This window comes from Fibrobacterota bacterium, assembly GCA_019509785.1.
Classification (GTDB): Bacteria; Fibrobacterota; Fibrobacteria; order UBA11236; family UBA11236; genus Chersky-265.
In genome coordinates this window covers 1-15362 of record JAEKLQ010000029.1, presented here as the reverse complement: position 1 = coordinate 15362, position 15362 = coordinate 1, and the positions used below count along the sequence as shown (strand labels likewise).

The 15362-nt window shown below is 58.9% G+C and carries 13 protein-coding genes and 2 tRNA genes; 3 read left to right on the top strand and 12 right to left on the bottom strand.

From position 1 onward, the window contains the following. Nucleotides 1-15: 15 nt before the first annotated feature. The 12 genes from radA to JF616_06590 all read right to left on the bottom strand — a co-directional run bounded on the left by radA (nucleotide 16) and on the right by JF616_06590 (nucleotide 12344). Nucleotides 16-1395: a DNA repair protein RadA gene (gene radA, locus JF616_06645; protein ID MBW8887422.1), complete on the bottom strand. Its 1380-nt coding sequence runs from the start codon at nucleotides 1393-1395 to the stop codon at nucleotides 16-18. A 114-nt stretch (nucleotides 1396-1509) separates the two neighbouring features. Further along, on the bottom strand, nucleotides 1510-2283 hold the full coding sequence (locus tag JF616_06640; GenBank protein MBW8887421.1) for a hypothetical protein: 774 nt from the start codon (nucleotides 2281-2283) through the stop codon (nucleotides 1510-1512). Nucleotides 2284-2459: 176 nt separating this feature from the next. Further along, complete coding sequence (locus JF616_06635; GenBank protein ID MBW8887420.1) at nucleotides 2460-3227, bottom strand: ABC transporter ATP-binding protein; 768 nt, start codon at nucleotides 3225-3227, stop codon at nucleotides 2460-2462. Between the two features lie 7 nt (nucleotides 3228-3234). Continuing rightward, complete coding sequence (locus JF616_06630; protein MBW8887419.1) at nucleotides 3235-4077, bottom strand: ABC transporter permease; 843 nt, start codon at nucleotides 4075-4077, stop codon at nucleotides 3235-3237. Nucleotides 4078-4100: 23 nt separating this feature from the next. Next, a complete protein-coding gene (gene dnaB, locus JF616_06625) occupies nucleotides 4101-5438 on the bottom strand; it encodes a replicative DNA helicase (GenBank protein MBW8887418.1) in 1338 nt (445 codons plus the stop codon). Nucleotides 5439-5583: 145 nt separating this feature from the next. Then, complete coding sequence (locus JF616_06620) at nucleotides 5584-6237, bottom strand: uracil-DNA glycosylase (protein ID MBW8887417.1); 654 nt, start codon at nucleotides 6235-6237, stop codon at nucleotides 5584-5586. A gap of 263 nt (nucleotides 6238-6500) precedes the next feature. After that, a complete protein-coding gene (coaBC, locus tag JF616_06615) occupies nucleotides 6501-7709 on the bottom strand; it encodes a bifunctional phosphopantothenoylcysteine decarboxylase/phosphopantothenate--cysteine ligase CoaBC (GenBank protein MBW8887416.1) in 1209 nt (402 codons plus the stop codon). A gap of 58 nt (nucleotides 7710-7767) precedes the next feature. Further along, on the bottom strand, nucleotides 7768-7980 hold the full coding sequence (locus tag JF616_06610) for a DNA-directed RNA polymerase subunit omega (protein MBW8887415.1): 213 nt from the start codon (nucleotides 7978-7980) through the stop codon (nucleotides 7768-7770). 42 nt (nucleotides 7981-8022) lie between these two features. Beyond that, nucleotides 8023-8112 (bottom strand) — tRNA-Ser (locus tag JF616_06605). A gap of 159 nt (nucleotides 8113-8271) precedes the next feature. Further along, a complete protein-coding gene (locus tag JF616_06600; protein ID MBW8887414.1) occupies nucleotides 8272-10113 on the bottom strand; it encodes an ABC transporter ATP-binding protein in 1842 nt (613 codons plus the stop codon). 2 nt (nucleotides 10114-10115) lie between these two features. Then, nucleotides 10116-11975 (bottom strand): ABC transporter ATP-binding protein, encoded by a 1860-nt coding sequence (locus tag JF616_06595; protein ID MBW8887413.1) that lies wholly within the window; start codon nucleotides 11973-11975, stop codon nucleotides 10116-10118. Between the two features lie 198 nt (nucleotides 11976-12173). Then, nucleotides 12174-12344 carry a hypothetical protein gene (locus tag JF616_06590; protein ID MBW8887412.1) on the bottom strand — a complete coding sequence of 57 codons (171 nt, stop codon included), beginning with the start codon at nucleotides 12342-12344 and terminating at the stop codon, nucleotides 12174-12176. A gap of 311 nt (nucleotides 12345-12655) precedes the next feature. Between JF616_06590 and JF616_06585 the strand changes: the two genes are divergently transcribed. The 3 genes from JF616_06585 to JF616_06575 form a co-directional block, all read left to right on the top strand. Beyond that, nucleotides 12656-12729, top strand: a tRNA-Gln gene (locus tag JF616_06585). A gap of 155 nt (nucleotides 12730-12884) precedes the next feature. Continuing rightward, a complete protein-coding gene (locus JF616_06580) occupies nucleotides 12885-14342 on the top strand; it encodes a tetratricopeptide repeat protein (protein ID MBW8887411.1) in 1458 nt (485 codons plus the stop codon). A gap of 12 nt (nucleotides 14343-14354) precedes the next feature. Next, on the top strand, nucleotides 14355-15362 hold a 1008-nt coding region (locus tag JF616_06575; GenBank protein ID MBW8887410.1), incomplete at its 3' end, for a hypothetical protein.

Sequence of the window (15362 nt, the reverse complement as noted above, 5' to 3'; positions counted from 1 at the left end):
GCGGCGGCCATTCGATCAGGCCTGGTAAATGAATTCGAACGCGTCCCCCAATTTCTTGACGAACTTGAGGTCCACCCCGGGGACGTTCACCTTGCCCTGCATCGGCTTCGGCAGGACCACGGTCTTGAAGCCCAAACGGGCCGCTTCCATGACCCGCGTATCCGCCTGGGGGATTGTCCGCAGTTCTCCGTTTAATCCCAGCTCGCCGAGAGCGAGGGTGTCGGCCAGGCATTTCTTCCCCAGGTGATTCGACGCCACCGCGGTCGCGATGGCCAAATCCACAGCGGGTTCTTCGATGCGGAAACCTCCCGCCAAGCTCACGAATACGTCCTGCATGCCGATTTCGATGCCGGCGAATTTCTCCAGCAGGGCGAGCAGGATGGTGAGGCGCTTGGAATCCAGTCCCATGCTCACCCTCTGCGGCATGGAATAATTGCTTCTCGAAACCAGGGCTTGCACCTCGATCAGGATCGGGCGGGTTCCTTCGATGGAACAGGATACCACCGAACCGGGATCGCGCTCGCCGCGGTTATGGGCGAACACTTGGGACGGGTTATCCACCTGGATGAGTCCGGTAGACGCCATCTCGAAGACCCCGATTTCGTGGGTCGCGCCGAAGCGGTTCTTGACCGCGCGCAGGATGCGGTAGGCGTTATGCCGTTCCCCTTCGAAATAGATGACGGTATCGACCATATGCTCAAGCATGCGCGGTCCGGCCAGCACGCCTTCCTTGGTCACGTGGCCCACGATGAATATGGCCGTACCCGACGACTTGGCATTCACCATCAGGGCCAGGGTGCATTCGCGCAACTGGGACATCGATCCGGGAGAACCGGGGAGATCCGGTTTATATATGGTCTGGATGGAATCGATGACCAGTACCGTAGGCTTCACGGCCTGGCATTGCCGGAAGATGGCGTCCAGATTGGTCTCGGAAAGGACCGCCATGTCCGGGGAAGGGGTCTCCAGGCGTTCCGCCCGCATCTTAAGCTGGGTCAGGCTCTCTTCGCCGGTCACGTAAAGCACCCGAACGTCGCCGGCGGAAAGGGTGGCCGCCATCTGCAATAGCAAAGTGGATTTGCCTATCCCCGGATCGCCCCCGATCAACACCAGGGAGCCCGGCACGATGCCTCCCCCCAACACCCGGTCCAACTCGGTCATCCCCGTACGGGTTCTGCCTTCCTTGCGGACTTCGATGTCCTTTAAGGATTTGGCCTCGCTGACATCCCCGAGTCCGCGTTTCTCGGTCGCTTCCTCGACCGCCGTGGCAGCGATTTCCGTGAGGCTGTCCCAGCTGCCGCAGGCCAGGCATTTGCCGCTCCACTTGGCGGTGGTGTCGCCGCATTCGCGGCAAGCGTAGAGAACCCCGGATTTGGATTTCGACTTGATGGCCATCCCGGATAAAGTAGCAATTCCGGCCGGGAAGTGATGCTCTTTTGGGCAGTGCGACGGATCAGGGTCCCCTTAGCGAAACCATGAACCGCGACCGGCTTCAGGGAAAGCGTTGGCTCATCTCAGCGGAAGATCATGTCGATCATCCTCCCGTTTTTTGGATTCGGGGTCCGTCGTATCCCTGCGCAGGGGAACGAATTCTTCTTCGTCGCGGGGTCGCGAATCCCTATCGCGCGGGCGTATCGGTTCCGCAACGGGGGTTTCGTGATAAATCTTGCGTAAGGCGGGCCTTTCCGTATCGAAGGGCAACCCCATTTCCCTCTCAGCCCGATCATAGGTTTCGGGAGAATCGGGTTTCGATTCCTGCGAGAGCTTGGCTTTCCCCTCATCCACCGCGTCGCGGATTTTATCCTTGATGCTACGGTTCTCTTCCGGCTCCTCGCGACGATCGCGGGCGGTCCAATCAGCGGATCGGACGGGCCGATCCTCGCGCAAGCTGGTATCGGTCATCTCCCCGTGGCCGCGTCCCCAGCTGGTCCCGATGCCTTTACGGTCGTAGTAATCGCGGATTTTCGTTTCACCGGATAACGTGATTTCATCGCTGGCATGGCATTCGGGCGCGCCTTTCACCACATCCGCCGGGAAGGACAAGCGCAAGCACTTATGCCGCTCGGACAGCGTCGCGAATTGCGCCGGGACCAAGTGGATCCGCCCCAGATCCAACCAACTCGTGGCAATGCCCAGGTAGGCGGGCTGCCGCGTATAGTCCTCCCACAAGGCTTTGACCGTGCCTATTTTGTCGCCCTGCCGATCGAGAACGGCATATCCCAGCAAATGCTCCCAAGCGTCTACTTGCGCGTGCCGGTGGTACTTGTCGTCTTGGTAAGCCATCTTTTCCTCCTAGGCTGGAAGGACGGGAAGTGCCCTCTCCTTTGAAAGAAAGAAGAGCGCCCGCGCAGGGCAAACCGCGTTCACGACCGCATGCCGTGTCGGGAAAGCGAACGTTAATGGGGGAGGAGCGTAACGAGGGGGGAAGCCGATCCTATCGGGACCGGAGCGGGAAAATCCTAATCGGCTTCGGGCAATAGCTTGCGCTGGCCGTTGATGAATTGCCTAACGTAAGGATTGGAGGTCGCGCGCGTCTCCTCCGGGGTTCCCACGAAAATGATGCGGCCGTCCAAAAGCATGGCGATCCGATCCGCGATCTTATAGGCCGAGACCATGTCATGGGTCACGACGATATTGGTGGCCCCCAGCTTGGCTTGCATATCGATTATGAGGTCGTTGATCACGTCCGAGGTAATCGGATCCAAGCCCGTCGTGGGCTCGTCGTAAAGCAGGATCTCGGGCTTCAAGGCGATGGCCCGCGCCAATCCCAGCCGCTTCTTCATGCCTCCCGACAACTCGCTGGGGACCTTGAAGCGGAAATCCGGATTCAGGTTGATCATGTGCAAGGTCTCGGCCACGATCCGATCCAAATCCGATTCCCGGAGATCTTTATTGTGCTCCCGCACCGCGAACTTAATGTTCTCGCCGACGTTCATGGAATCGAAGAGGGCCGCGCCCTGGAAAAGCATCCCCATCCGTTTGCGGATGGTCTTTACGTCGATTCGATCCTGGCTGGAAATGATCTTCCCGTCCACGATAACCTCGCCGCCATCCGGCTGCAAGAGCCCGATGCAGTGCTTCAGGATCACCGATTTCCCCCCGCCGGAGCTACCGATGATGACCATGGTCTCGCCGCGGCGGATCTCCAGGTTCACGTCCCGGAGGACCTTCTGCGGCCCGAAGGATTTCTGCAGATGCCTGAGCTCTATGAGCGCTTCGCCGTTCATGTCCGTTTCAATATGCGATGTAGACGATGAGGAAGTCCACGATCAAGATCAGCATGCACGAGGAAACCACCGAGCGCATGGATGCCTGTCCCACGCCCTTGGCCCCCGGGCCGGCCGTGATCCCGTGATGGTAGCCCATCAGGACCACGATGCCGCCGAATACCATCGCCTTCACCATGCTGGTGAAAACGTCGTAAGGCTGGAACAGGAAGCGCAACCCGAATACGTAGGTGGCGGTCGTCACCTTCAGCACCAAGGTGGTGATGATCCAGCCCCCGATGATGGATAGGAAGTCGGATACGATTACAAGCAGGGGGAAGACCAGGATCCCGGCCAAGAAGCGCGGCATCGCCAGATAGCGGAGGGGATCGAGATCGAGGACGGTCATGGCGTCCAGCTCTTCCTTTTCTTTCATGGTCCCGATTTCCGCGGCGATGGCCGATCCCACGCGGCCGGCCAAGACCAGGGCCGTCAGCACCGGGCCCGATTCGATGATGACCAGCTTGCAAACGGCCGTACCCAGGTAATTGGCCGGGACGAATCCCCGGAACTGGTACTGGGCCTGGATAGCCGACACCGCGCCGATGAAAAAGGAAATCACGATAACCAGGGGCAGGGAAGAGGTGCCGATGCGGATGATCTGCTCTACGGTAAGGCCTGGATTGAGGAAGATAAGCGGCGCCCTTTTCAGGATCCTCCCGAAGAGGATAAACACCTCGCCCACGCGGGCGATGCGCTGGGCCAGCCCCTCCATCAGCAGGGAAAACAGCCGGCGGGCCGATGATCCCAGGGTCTCCAGGAAGGCGGTCGCCGAGGGCCCGTCCGCCGGCCGCGCGGTCTCACCTTGCATGCGCAACACCCATCGGACGCGCTTCAGAACCCGTCGGGTTCGGGCGCGCGCCCGGAATAATTGACGAAGGAAGCATAGTCCGATATGAAGGTAAGCGGAACTTCGCCCGTGGGCCCATTTCTCTGCTTGGCCAGGATGATCTTGGCCTTCCCTTTCTCGGCTTCCTTATTATAGACCTCATCGCGGTAGACGAACATGACCAAATCCGCGTCCTGCTCGATAGCGCCCGATTCCCGCAGATCGGATAGCTTAGGCTCCCCGTCGCCGCCGCGTTGCTCCACCGAACGGGACAACTGCGAAAGCGCCACCACCGGGATCTCGAGCTCCTTGGCCAGTCCTTTAAGGCCGCGGGAGATCTGCGAGATTTCCTGCTGCCGGTTTTCCTGCCTGCCGGCGCCTTGCATCAATTGCAGGTAATCGACCATGATCATGTCCAGGCCCTGCTGGGCCTTGAGCCGCCGGCATTTGGCCCGCAATTCCAGGATATTCAGGGACGGATGATCATCGATGAAGACCTTGGCCTCGCTGATGGGCCCTACCGCGATCGAAAGGCGGGGGAAATCCCGCTGGGGAAGCCGGCCGGTACGCAGGAGGTGCATGTTGACTTGGGCCTGGCGGCAAAGGATACGTTGCACCAATTGCTCGCGACCCATTTCCAGGGAGAAAAAGGCGACGGTCTTCTTATGATCGATGGCCGCGTTCGCCAGCATGGACAAGGCCAGCGCCGTTTTGCCCATGGCGGGGCGCCCGGCCAGGATGATCAAATCCGTCTTCTGGAAGCCGGAGGTCATCGAGTCGAAGTCCTTGAATCCCGAGGGCACGCCGATGATCTCGCCCTTCGAATAGCTTTCGATGAGCTTGAAGGTGTCCGACAGGATTCGCTTGATGGGGATGAAACCCTGCTTGATGGTGGACTCGCTGATGGCGAAGATCTCGCCCTCGGCTTGGTCCATGATCTCGCCCGGCTCTTGGCTCCCGTCGTAGGCCCGTTCCAGGATGCGGGTCGCCGAACCGATCAGGCCCCGCAGCAGGGCCTTTTCCTTGATGATGCCGCAATGCTGGGCCACGTTGGCCGAAGAGACCACCTCGGCGGATATCTCCATCAGGTAGGCATCGCCGCCGGCCACGTCGAACTTCTGGTTTTTCCGCAAGGCTTCGGAAACCGTGATGAGATCGACGGGCGTGTTCTTCTCGAACAAGCTTGCCACCGCTTCGTAGATCACCTGGTGTTTCTCGAGATAGAAGTCCTCGGGCTTCAGCGTTTCCAGCGCATCGCCCACGGCATCCGAGTCAAGGAACAAAGCGCCGATCACATGCTTTTCCACCTCGATGGCCTGAGGGGGCACCCGGAAGGTCGACATCCCTCCGCGAAAACCGTCGCCTCGCTGGGATCCGCCCTCGTTCCTGGAAGGCCCGGCATCGGACCGGGCGATACCGGCCTCGCCGCGACCCGCTCCGCCTTCCCCGAGGGCCTGTCCCTGGGCGAATCCCGCTTCCGAACTCATCTCAAAGGCCTTCCGTCATGCGCTTCCGCAACCACTGTAAATCTTCCCAGGCTTTCCGCTTCAACTCTTCGCGCGCCAGGAGATCCGCCGGATGGTAGGTCGCGACGAATTCCCGTCCTTCCATGCGGAAGGGTTCCTGGCGCAACTCCTCAAGGGTTTTACCGGTCTTAAGCACCGCTTGTGCGCAAGCTTCGCCCAGGAGGAGCACGAAAGGGGGGCGGGCCAAGGCAAGCTCGGCGTGAAACCAAGGGAGCAGCCGAGCCAGGTCACGGCGCGTCGCACGGCCGACCCGGGACGCCTTTACGAGGTTGGTTTGATAACAAACCGCGGCATCCAAATGGATCGCCTTCAGCATTTTCGCCAGTAGGCTTCCGGCATCGCCTTGGAACGCGAGTCCCGCGGCAGCATCCGCCTCCCCCGGCTCGAGGCCGGCAAGCGCCAATGGCGCCCCCGCAGGGCCGTGACCCCGCACCACGCGGACAACCGCTGCCCCCGGATCGCCTGCGGCCGCCCCCGGATGGGCCTCCAAGTGGGTCCAGTAGGCATCCAGATCGGGGAAGGCCGGCAAGGCGACGGACTCCGTTCGCGCATGGGTCGAGGCTTCGCGGCCGACGCTGGAAGACGGTTCGGCTAGCGCCCGTTCCAAGGAAGCCAACAATCCTTCCGGCGAAGAGGCGACCGCCTCCCTCTGGTGGAAAGCTTCGCTATCGTTCCTTAGGTCAATTGCGGGAGACCTTTTCGCTAACGCCGGGACGATGGCGCGACCGGACTCGTTTTCAAATCCCGAAGGGATCGGCATGGATTCCGTTCCAGTGGAGCCGGATTTCCGCGTCAAGGGGTAGGGGAGGATTACCTCGTCGCAGCCTAGCTCGGATTGGGCCTCCAGATAAGCGCGTAGAAGGAGTTCGGAGGGCGCCATTAAGCCCCCAACCGGACCGCTACCGCGGCTACCACCGCTGCGGCGAGATCGTCCTTGTCCCATTCCGCAAGCGGGTGGGCGGTACGGCCATCCAACACCGCGGCCATTACGTGTCCACGGCCGAATCCGGTCTCGGCGGAAACGGGATTGTTCACCACCATCAGATCGCAATTGCGCTCGCGCATCTTGGCCTCGGCATGGCGGATGGGATCGGTGGTTTCCAACGCGAATCCCACGAGAATCTGTCCTTCATGCTTCTTCTGGCCGAGCTCGCTTAGAACGTTAGGGAACGCCTTCAATTCCATGCGGGCTAAGGACCTGGAATCCTTTTGCTTGCCGACATGCGCTTGGGCGGGGACGAAATCGGCAAGGGCCGCCGCCATGATGATCACGTCGGCTTCCGCCTGGCGCGCCAGCATCTCGCGGCGGAAGTCTTCCGAAGTCTCCACCCTCACGGCAGGAAACCCCGGCGTTACCGGATCATCGGTGTTACCTGCGACGACCGTGACCAGCGCACCGCTCAAGTGGAATGCCCTGGCCAGGGCCAGACCCGTCTTCCCGCTGCTCCGGTTCGAAAGGAACCGTACGTCATCCCATTTTTCCCGGGTGTGCCCTAGGCTGATCAATACGCGTTTACCTTGCACCGACCCGTGCCGGCCGGGTAGGGCCCGATGGCTTTTCAGATAAGCGATGATATGCGTCACGTCCAGCAGCTTCCCGTGGCCTTCTTCGCCGCAAGCCAAAACGCCTTCTCCCGTAGGAAGGATGACGTCCCCTTTTTCCCGCAGGAGCCTCAAGTTCCTTTGCGTAGCGGTCGCTGCCAGCATAATCGAATTCATGGCCGGGGCGATATAGGCATTCCCTGCGAAGACCAGGTACACCAAGGAAAGCAGGGAGCCGGTCAAGCCATGGGCGAGTTCCGCCAAGGTATGGGCGGTGCAAGGCGCCAATACGTATAGGTCGGCCCAGCGGGCCAAGTCGATGTGATCCATCGCTCCGGATTCAACTCCCGACCAGCCATCTACGGGCACGCGCCAACCCGTTAGCGCCGCGAAAGTATTGGGATGGATGAGTTTGGCCGCGCTCGGGGTCATGATGACCCGAACCGTCGCGCCTTCGTCCTTGAGGCGCTGTACCAGATCGCAAGCTTTGTACGCGGAAATGCTTCCGGATACGCCGATTAGGACGTTCTTCCCCTCAAGACCCATCCCGCTCCTCTCGGCCTGAGCACCGGAAACGGCCTCAAGAGGCCATTTCGCCCCGGAATTAGACCGTTTCGACGTCGTTAATGAGCTCCAGCCGGTTGTCCTTGAACTTCTGGATGGCGATGGTAGTGGGCTTATCATTCAGCTTGATAAAGCCGAGATTGGCCTGTTCGTTGATGAAGCGGGCTTCTTGCGAAGTCATGATGACCGTTTTGAACGGAGAAAGATCCTTGCTATAGCAGGTTTCAAGAGAGAGGTGCTGATGCTTGGACACTGGGACTCCTTTAAAGCCCTAAGTGGTTGGGCCTATTACAGTTGGCAGAGAGAGGGGGATTCGAACCCCCGTGGGATTTTACTCCCAACATGCTTTCCAAGCATGTACCTTAAACCACTCGGACATCTCTCTATTCGCCACAAGTATAGGATTTTCCTCGCAAAAATCAAGAATTCAGGGCAAGCAGTTCGTTTTTGATGACTAATTATACACCAGTTGTGTATGTTGCGTCTATTATGCCGGTTCAACGCTCAAAAAAGCGTATTGCGCCTGTGCGACGAATTCATGATGTCAAGCCGGACGAGTTTCTGAAGCCCCCGATTTATTTGCAGCTGCACGGATATCCTCTAGTTTGGGTTCAGCACTCCCGTCAAAGTCTTGCAACTGATAGAGCTTATGGTATATCCCCCCAAGTCTTAATAACTCCTGGTGCGTTCCCTGCTCGCGGATTCGCCCTTTATGCATGACCAAGATGCGGGTTGCCTTCTGGATGGTTGAAAGCCGGTGAGCAACGACAATCGATGTCATATCGCGGAGGATTTTTTCCAAAGCCTCTTGCACCAGGCCTTCCGTAGCTGTGTCCACGGAGGAAGTCGCTTCATCCAGTAAAAGGATCTTAGGCCGGTGATACAAGGCCCGGGCGAAGGCCAAAAGCTGACGCTGTCCCGCAGACAGGTTCTCGCCGCGTTCCTTGAGCCGGGTCCGATAGCCGTCCGGCATCCGCGCGATGAAGTCATGGGCGTTCACGTACCGGCAGACTTCTTCTACCCGCGCAAGATCGAAGTCCGGACCCAACGCCACGTTGAAGGCTACGGTTTCCGAAAACAAGTACACGTCCTGGGAAATGAGGCTGATATGCTTCCGCAGGGCCCGGTCCTCGAATTCCACGATGCTTCGCCCACCGACGCTGATGCTCCCCGAGTCCGGCAAGTAAAACTTATTGCATAGCGAGATGGTGGTGCTTTTTCCGCTTCCGGTAGCGCCTACGATGGCGACCGATTCGCCCGGTTCGACGACGAAGCTCACCTCTTTCAGCACCGGTTTCCCGGGATCATAGCCGAAAGACACGTTCTCGAAGCGCAGAGTCGGCCGATCGGGAAAATCGACCCGGCTCCCGGAAGGCAGGGCGGCTTCGGTATCGAACAGGGTGAAGACGCGTTCCGCCGCGGCCAAGGCGCTTTGCAAGGCGGTGATCTTGTCGCTCAACTCCCGCAAGGGCCGGAAGAACAAGCCCGTGTACCAGGAGAAGGCCACCAAGGTGCCGATCGAGACCGATCCCCGGAAGAAAAGCCAGGCGCCTGCGAAATAGAGTATGGCCAAGGATAGTTCGGTTAAGCCGGAGATGACCGGGAAGAAAACCGAGTAATACTTGACGTTCTTGAACCATTCCACGCGGGTCCGCCGGTTCACCTCGTCGAACTTGCGGACCTGCTCGGCCACGCGGCCGAAGATGCGGACGATGTGGATACCCGCCAAGCTTTCCTGCATGATGGAGTTAAGCTCGGCCAAAAGACCCCGGATAACGGTATTGTTCTGGCGAACCTTCTCGCGGAAAATAGAGGTGGTCAAGATCATGAGGGGGAGCACCGCGAGGGAGGCCAGGGCCAATCGCCAATCCAGCCAGAGCATAAAGCCCACGGCATAGGCGATCATCAGAAGGGCGCCGAGCAACTCGATGAGGCCTTCCGTGAACATGCCGCTCAAGGAGTCGATGTCGTTCCCCAGGCGGGTCATCAGGCGTCCCACCGGCGTGCGGTGGAAAAAGTCCATGCTGAAACCCTGCAGGCGCGCGAAGATGCGCACGCGCAGCTCATGGATGATGAAGAGCCCGAGCTTTTGGCTGGCCACGGCGCGGAAGTACTCGAAGGCGCCGGAAACCAGTACCAAAGCCACGAAGGCCGTCATATAAGGAGCGATGCCGGCCAAGTCCTTATGCTTAATGGGGCCGTCGATCATCCGTTGCAAAACCCGGGGCTGGAGCACCGGCAGCAGTTCCGAAGTGATGAGGAAGAAAAAGGCAGTGAGAGCCGTGGATTTATGGCCCTTCGCCAGGGAAACCAAGCGCAACCATAAGTTGCGATCCAGGAAGCGGGCGACCTTATCTTCGCTGAGATATTCTTTGCGATCTGCCATGGCTAATCCAATTCCAGCGCCGTGCTAAGGCGCTGCTTCTCCCATACCGAAGCATAGGCGCCGCCCTTGCGGAGCAATTCCGCATGGGTTCCCTGCTCCAGGATCTTCCCGTCGGCCAGGAATACGATATTGTCGCAACCCATGACGGCGGAATAGCGATGCGATACGATGAGCACCGTGCGCCCGGCGAAATGCTTGCGTAACTGGTCGAGAACCAGAGATTCGGTCTCGGTATCCAGTGCCGAAAGGGTATCGTCCAATCCCAATACGAGCGGATTGGCCAGCAGGGCCCGCGCCAGGCCTACGCGCTGCCGTTGACCACCGCTCAGGTTGATACCCTTCTCGCCCAGCATGGAATCGTAGCCTTGGGGGAATTGGCCCAGGTCGCGGGAAAGCGCCGACCAGGCCGCGGCTTCCTCAGCCGTATGCTCCGATCTCGCGCCATGGCCCATGTCGATATTGCTGCGGATGCTGGCGGAGAATAGGAACCCGTCCTGGGGGGCGTAGGCGAAATGCCGTAGCCATTCTGAATCCGGAATGCCTTCCCGGGGAACCCCATCGAGGAAAAGCGTTCCGGGAGGCGGGGCATAAATGCCGCACAGGACATGCATGAGCGTGGTCTTTCCCGCGCCCGTGGGCCCGACGATCCCCAAGGACGAGCCTGCCGGGATTTTCAGATTGATCCCATCTAGAGCGGGGTGGAGGAGAGTCGCAACCTGAACCCCGTCCTTAACCGCTGTCGGCGCCGTGCCATTGTTGGCGGCCGCTCCTTTGGATGCCAAGCCCTTTTCCGGTTTCGCCGGGACGGCCTTGGCCGGAGGAACTTCGTATTCGAAAAAAAGATTCCGCAGTTCCAACGCCGGCGGGTGTTGCGAGAGTCCGTTCCGCGCGCGCACCCCGTCCATGGCTTCCAGGGCCTTTTCCGCGCCGCCCGGAATAGTGGAAGGATCCACCTGGAATGAGCCCCTTAATGCGGCCAGGCGGTCGATGGACACGTTCGCCCGCTGGATCATGCTCGCCACCCAACCGAGTCCGATGAGGGGGAACTGCAAGCGCAGCAGATAGAGGATGGCCGCCGATAACGTTCCCAGGCTGATGGCATCGCGGATAACCATGCGGCCGCCCACCCAGGTTACAAGCACCAGCCCGATGGCCCCGAGGGCCCCGATACCGGGCCAGATGGCCGAGTTGGAATAGGCCACCTTCATGGAAGCGTCCCGCAAATCCATGGAGGTGCGGGTGAGCTTGGTTGAGAATTCATCCTGCTTCCCATAGGCTTTTACCACTTGTATCCCGGAAATGGTGTCCTGGAGAAAAGAATTCAGCGATGACAGGCTCTTCTGTATGCCTCCGAACAGGCCGTACATGCGCTTCAGGAATACGTTGGCCACGAGGGGCATGAGCAAGGCGGGCAAGAGTCCCAGCCACATGAGACGGAAATCCAAGCGGGCCAGGGCGATGGTCGTGAAAACGGCAAGGCATCCCATGCGCGCCAGGTGCAATACCGCGGGTCCGGCGAGATCGCGTACCCGATCGAGATCGTTGGTGGCGCGCGACATGACGTCGCCGATCGAATTCCGATCGAAGAAACGCTTGGGTTGCAGCATCAGCCCCGAGAACAAATCCCTGCGTAATTCATACTCGATGGTACGCGAGGCCCGGATTACCCACAGGCGCTGGAAGAATAGGAGCAGCCCGCTGATTACCGTGGCCAACAAGATGGCGCCCACCGGCCAACGAACGGCCGGAAAGCCTTTTCCGGATTGCAAGCCATCCAGGATTACCTTCACCATCCAAGGCGAGACTTGATCGAGACCGGTTGAAACAAGAACCAGGATCCACCCGAGCAGGATGGGGACCATTTGTCGCCTTAGGTAGGGCCTTAAGAAGGCATAGCGGGATTTTGATGCGATGATCGGTCTCCCCACAAGCGGGAGCCGGAGCGACAAGACTCCGGAGCCCTAGGGAAAACTGGTAAACTAAGCGAGGAGTGGAAAGAGGAAAGGGGGTCAAAGAAGAAGCCGCGGCCGGGGGGCCGCGGCTAGGAAGGCACCTGGAGGTTACTTGAAGATGTGCTTGTCCATCCAGAACGAGGAGACGTCGCGGTGGATCTCCAATGCGATCTGGAGGTTGATCAAATCGTCTTTGGAAATCGGGAATTCCCGATCAGGTCGTCCCTTTAGGAAGGGTATCTTGTCCTTGATGGATTCGTGACGCGCGGCGTGCTTCATATTCAACCCACTCCTTCGTTGCCAGGGTTGGTCTCTGCGGGGCGACCCCTCTCTAAACTACTCGGTAAACTTGCGGAAAGCTTTAACATTTATTGGGTATTTTCCGGTTCGCAAGTTGACTTCTTTTATTCTCCATCTTTTCGGAACGACAATGCCACAACTCATCCCAATGGCCCTTCTTATTGACCTTAATAAGACCAGCACTGGCCAGAAATCTGACCGAAGGATAACCGGACATGCGACAGACCCCTGCCCGTACATGTGGTCCGCGTTGACCGGGTTCAGCAAGATTTTTAACCTTTTGGCCACCTTGGGATGTCGTCCAATGGCAGGACTCCAGATTCTGGATCTGGTTATCGAGGTTCGAATCCTTGCATCCCAACCACTTTTCCCCCAATCCGTTCCAATCTTTCCCTTCCTACGGGAATGCGCGGCTGACAGCCCGGTCCTTTGAATTAGGGAGCGACCCTGGTTTCTTAAAACCCCACAGCTTTATGGGATCTCTATGAAAACCAGAAGGTTAAGGGACTTGCAGCGGCTATGCGGCAAACCTTGGCCAAGCTGGAAAAGACCGGGCAAGCCGATCACCGATGGTTCAACTCCATGGGTGAATTGGCCATGCAAGAGAAAGCCTATCCCGTGGCGGCCCGGTTCTTCAAGCTGGCGCGCGATGAAAAACCTCTTCCTGGCTATCATCTTAACCTGGGGAATGCCCTTTTCTATTCCGGCAACTTCGATGAAGCGAAACGCATCCTGGAAGCCTATCGAGCAAGTTTTCCCGAGGACATCCATGGCCTGATCGACCTCGCCAATTGCCACTTGAAGCTCGGGGAATTGGCGCAAGCTAAAGTCATTTGCCAAGAGGGCCTATCACGTAAAGCCGGCCACGCCTCGTTCTGGAACTGTCTAGGAGAAATCGCCCATCTCGAAGGGGATGCCGCCAAAGCCCGTCAGCTTTTCGATCGCGCCTACTCGGAAGCCCCCGAATACGTAGATGCGCTGTTCAATCGGGCCAACATGGCCTACCGCTTAGGCCACCTAGACGAGGCGCTGACCGACTTCTCCCTATGCGTACGCAAGGACGAGAATTTCGAGGCCGCCTGGATGAACATGGCGATCATCCGCCTGGAAAAAGGGGAGACCTCCCAGGGCCGGCGCGACGTGGAGCGGTTGTTGCGGTTAAATCCAGGAAACATGGAAGCCTTCTATTTGCTTGGGCGAATCCACTTGGCCGCGAAGGAATTCCGGTCGGCGCGCGAAGTATTCCAGGAAATTTTAAAACGCGACGTTAATCACATATCTACATTACTGGCCCTGGCCCGTCTGCACCTGCAAGAATCGGAACCAGTCCAGGCGGTAGCGCTGCTCAAGCGCGTGCTGGCCAACCCGGAGATAGGGGACGAGGAGGTTACCGCTTGCCTTTCCCTCCTGATGGAAGCGGGGGAAACGCCGCTTTGCGTTCAGCACTTGCAACGGAAGCCGGACGGAGCCCTAAGTCCGGCGGACCGCAAACTCCTTATCCTGGGAGCTTGGAAGCTGGGGCGCACCCAAGATGCGATTGCCCACCTGGAGTCCCTGCTGGTCGCCGAAGGGGAGACCGCCTCCAACCTGGCGCTGCTCGGGCGCATGCTCCAGCAAAGCGGCGCTCCTGAACTGGCGGAATCCCGGCTCCGCAAGGCCCTGGAATTGGATCCCGCCTCGCGGGCCGCGGCCTTCGAACTGGCGGGGATATTATCGGAGCGCGGAGAAACGGAGCAGGCAATTGCCGTCCTGGAAAGCCTGCTGCGGGAGGTTCCGGACGATCCCGATTGCCTTTACAACCTGGCTTGCTGCCACGCGCGCAACCATAATTTCGATGATAGCCTCCATTACCTCAAAAGCGCGGTGGAGTTCGGCTTCCGGGATCAAGACAAGATCCATGCTGACCGGGACCTCCAAGCTATAAGACAATTCAAGGAGTATACCGAATTAGCAGGTCAAGCGGGCCTGATCGGATAAAGGAGCCGGCGCATGAAAACGGTCCAGGATTGGGGATTCATCTCCAAGGAGCAGGGCTTGGTCAAGCCGAAGCTGCAGGACAACAAGATCTTCCACGCACTGACCACGGCGTACGAGAACAACCAGCAACAAGAAATCTATGGCGCGACGGAAAACATCGTGCGGCGCGAGAAGGAGCTGTGCGAACTCGCTTTGGGGGACCTTAAGCGCCTCTCCGGCAAGGGAGATGCGGACGGAACGCTCAAACTAGTGCTGGATCATTATCAGCAGCGACTGGACGTGGCCAAGGAGAAGGAAGACAAGATCAACCATCTTTCCGAGGATTCCCGGAAAATGATGGAGGAGTACAAGAAGCGCACCCAGGAATTGGCGGACGTCAAGCGTACCCTCATGGAATCGCAATCCAAGCTGCGAGAGCTGGCCAAGAGCACGGAAAAGCTGATCAAGAAGGAAGAAGAACTGCGCTTCATCGAAACCAATTTGCGCTCGGAGCTGGATAAGAACAAGCGCAATCTGATCAACGGCCTTTATGAAATCGTTTCCGAATTTTCCGAAGGGCATGAATCGCCTCCGGAATCCCTGAACGTCAAGCTGCCAGGCGGTTCCAGCCTTGCTCCGAACCGGAATCCCGACCATTCCGTGGCAGCCGCTCCCCTAGAAAAGCCCGCCGTCGAACCGCCCTCAAGGCCGGTGGAAAAGACCGCTGACAAACTTCCTGAATTGGCTTTCGCGAAAGAACCCGAGGCGGCGCCTCTGCTTATCGATCCGCCCCCCCAAGAGCGATCATTCACCGAAGGGCTTTTCCGGAAACCGCTCTCGTCCGCATCTGGCGACTCCATTTTCGGAAAGAGCCTAGGCCAGTCCGCCGAATCGGTGTGGACGCGGGACAAGAGCCTGGCCTCCGCGCCTCTTTTCTCGAACGCGCCCGTTGTTTCGGCGCCAACGGCCATACCAGTCCCCATCTCCACGACGGTGCCTGTACCCAGCCCGAATTCCGTTCCTACGGTCGGGAGTTCGTTG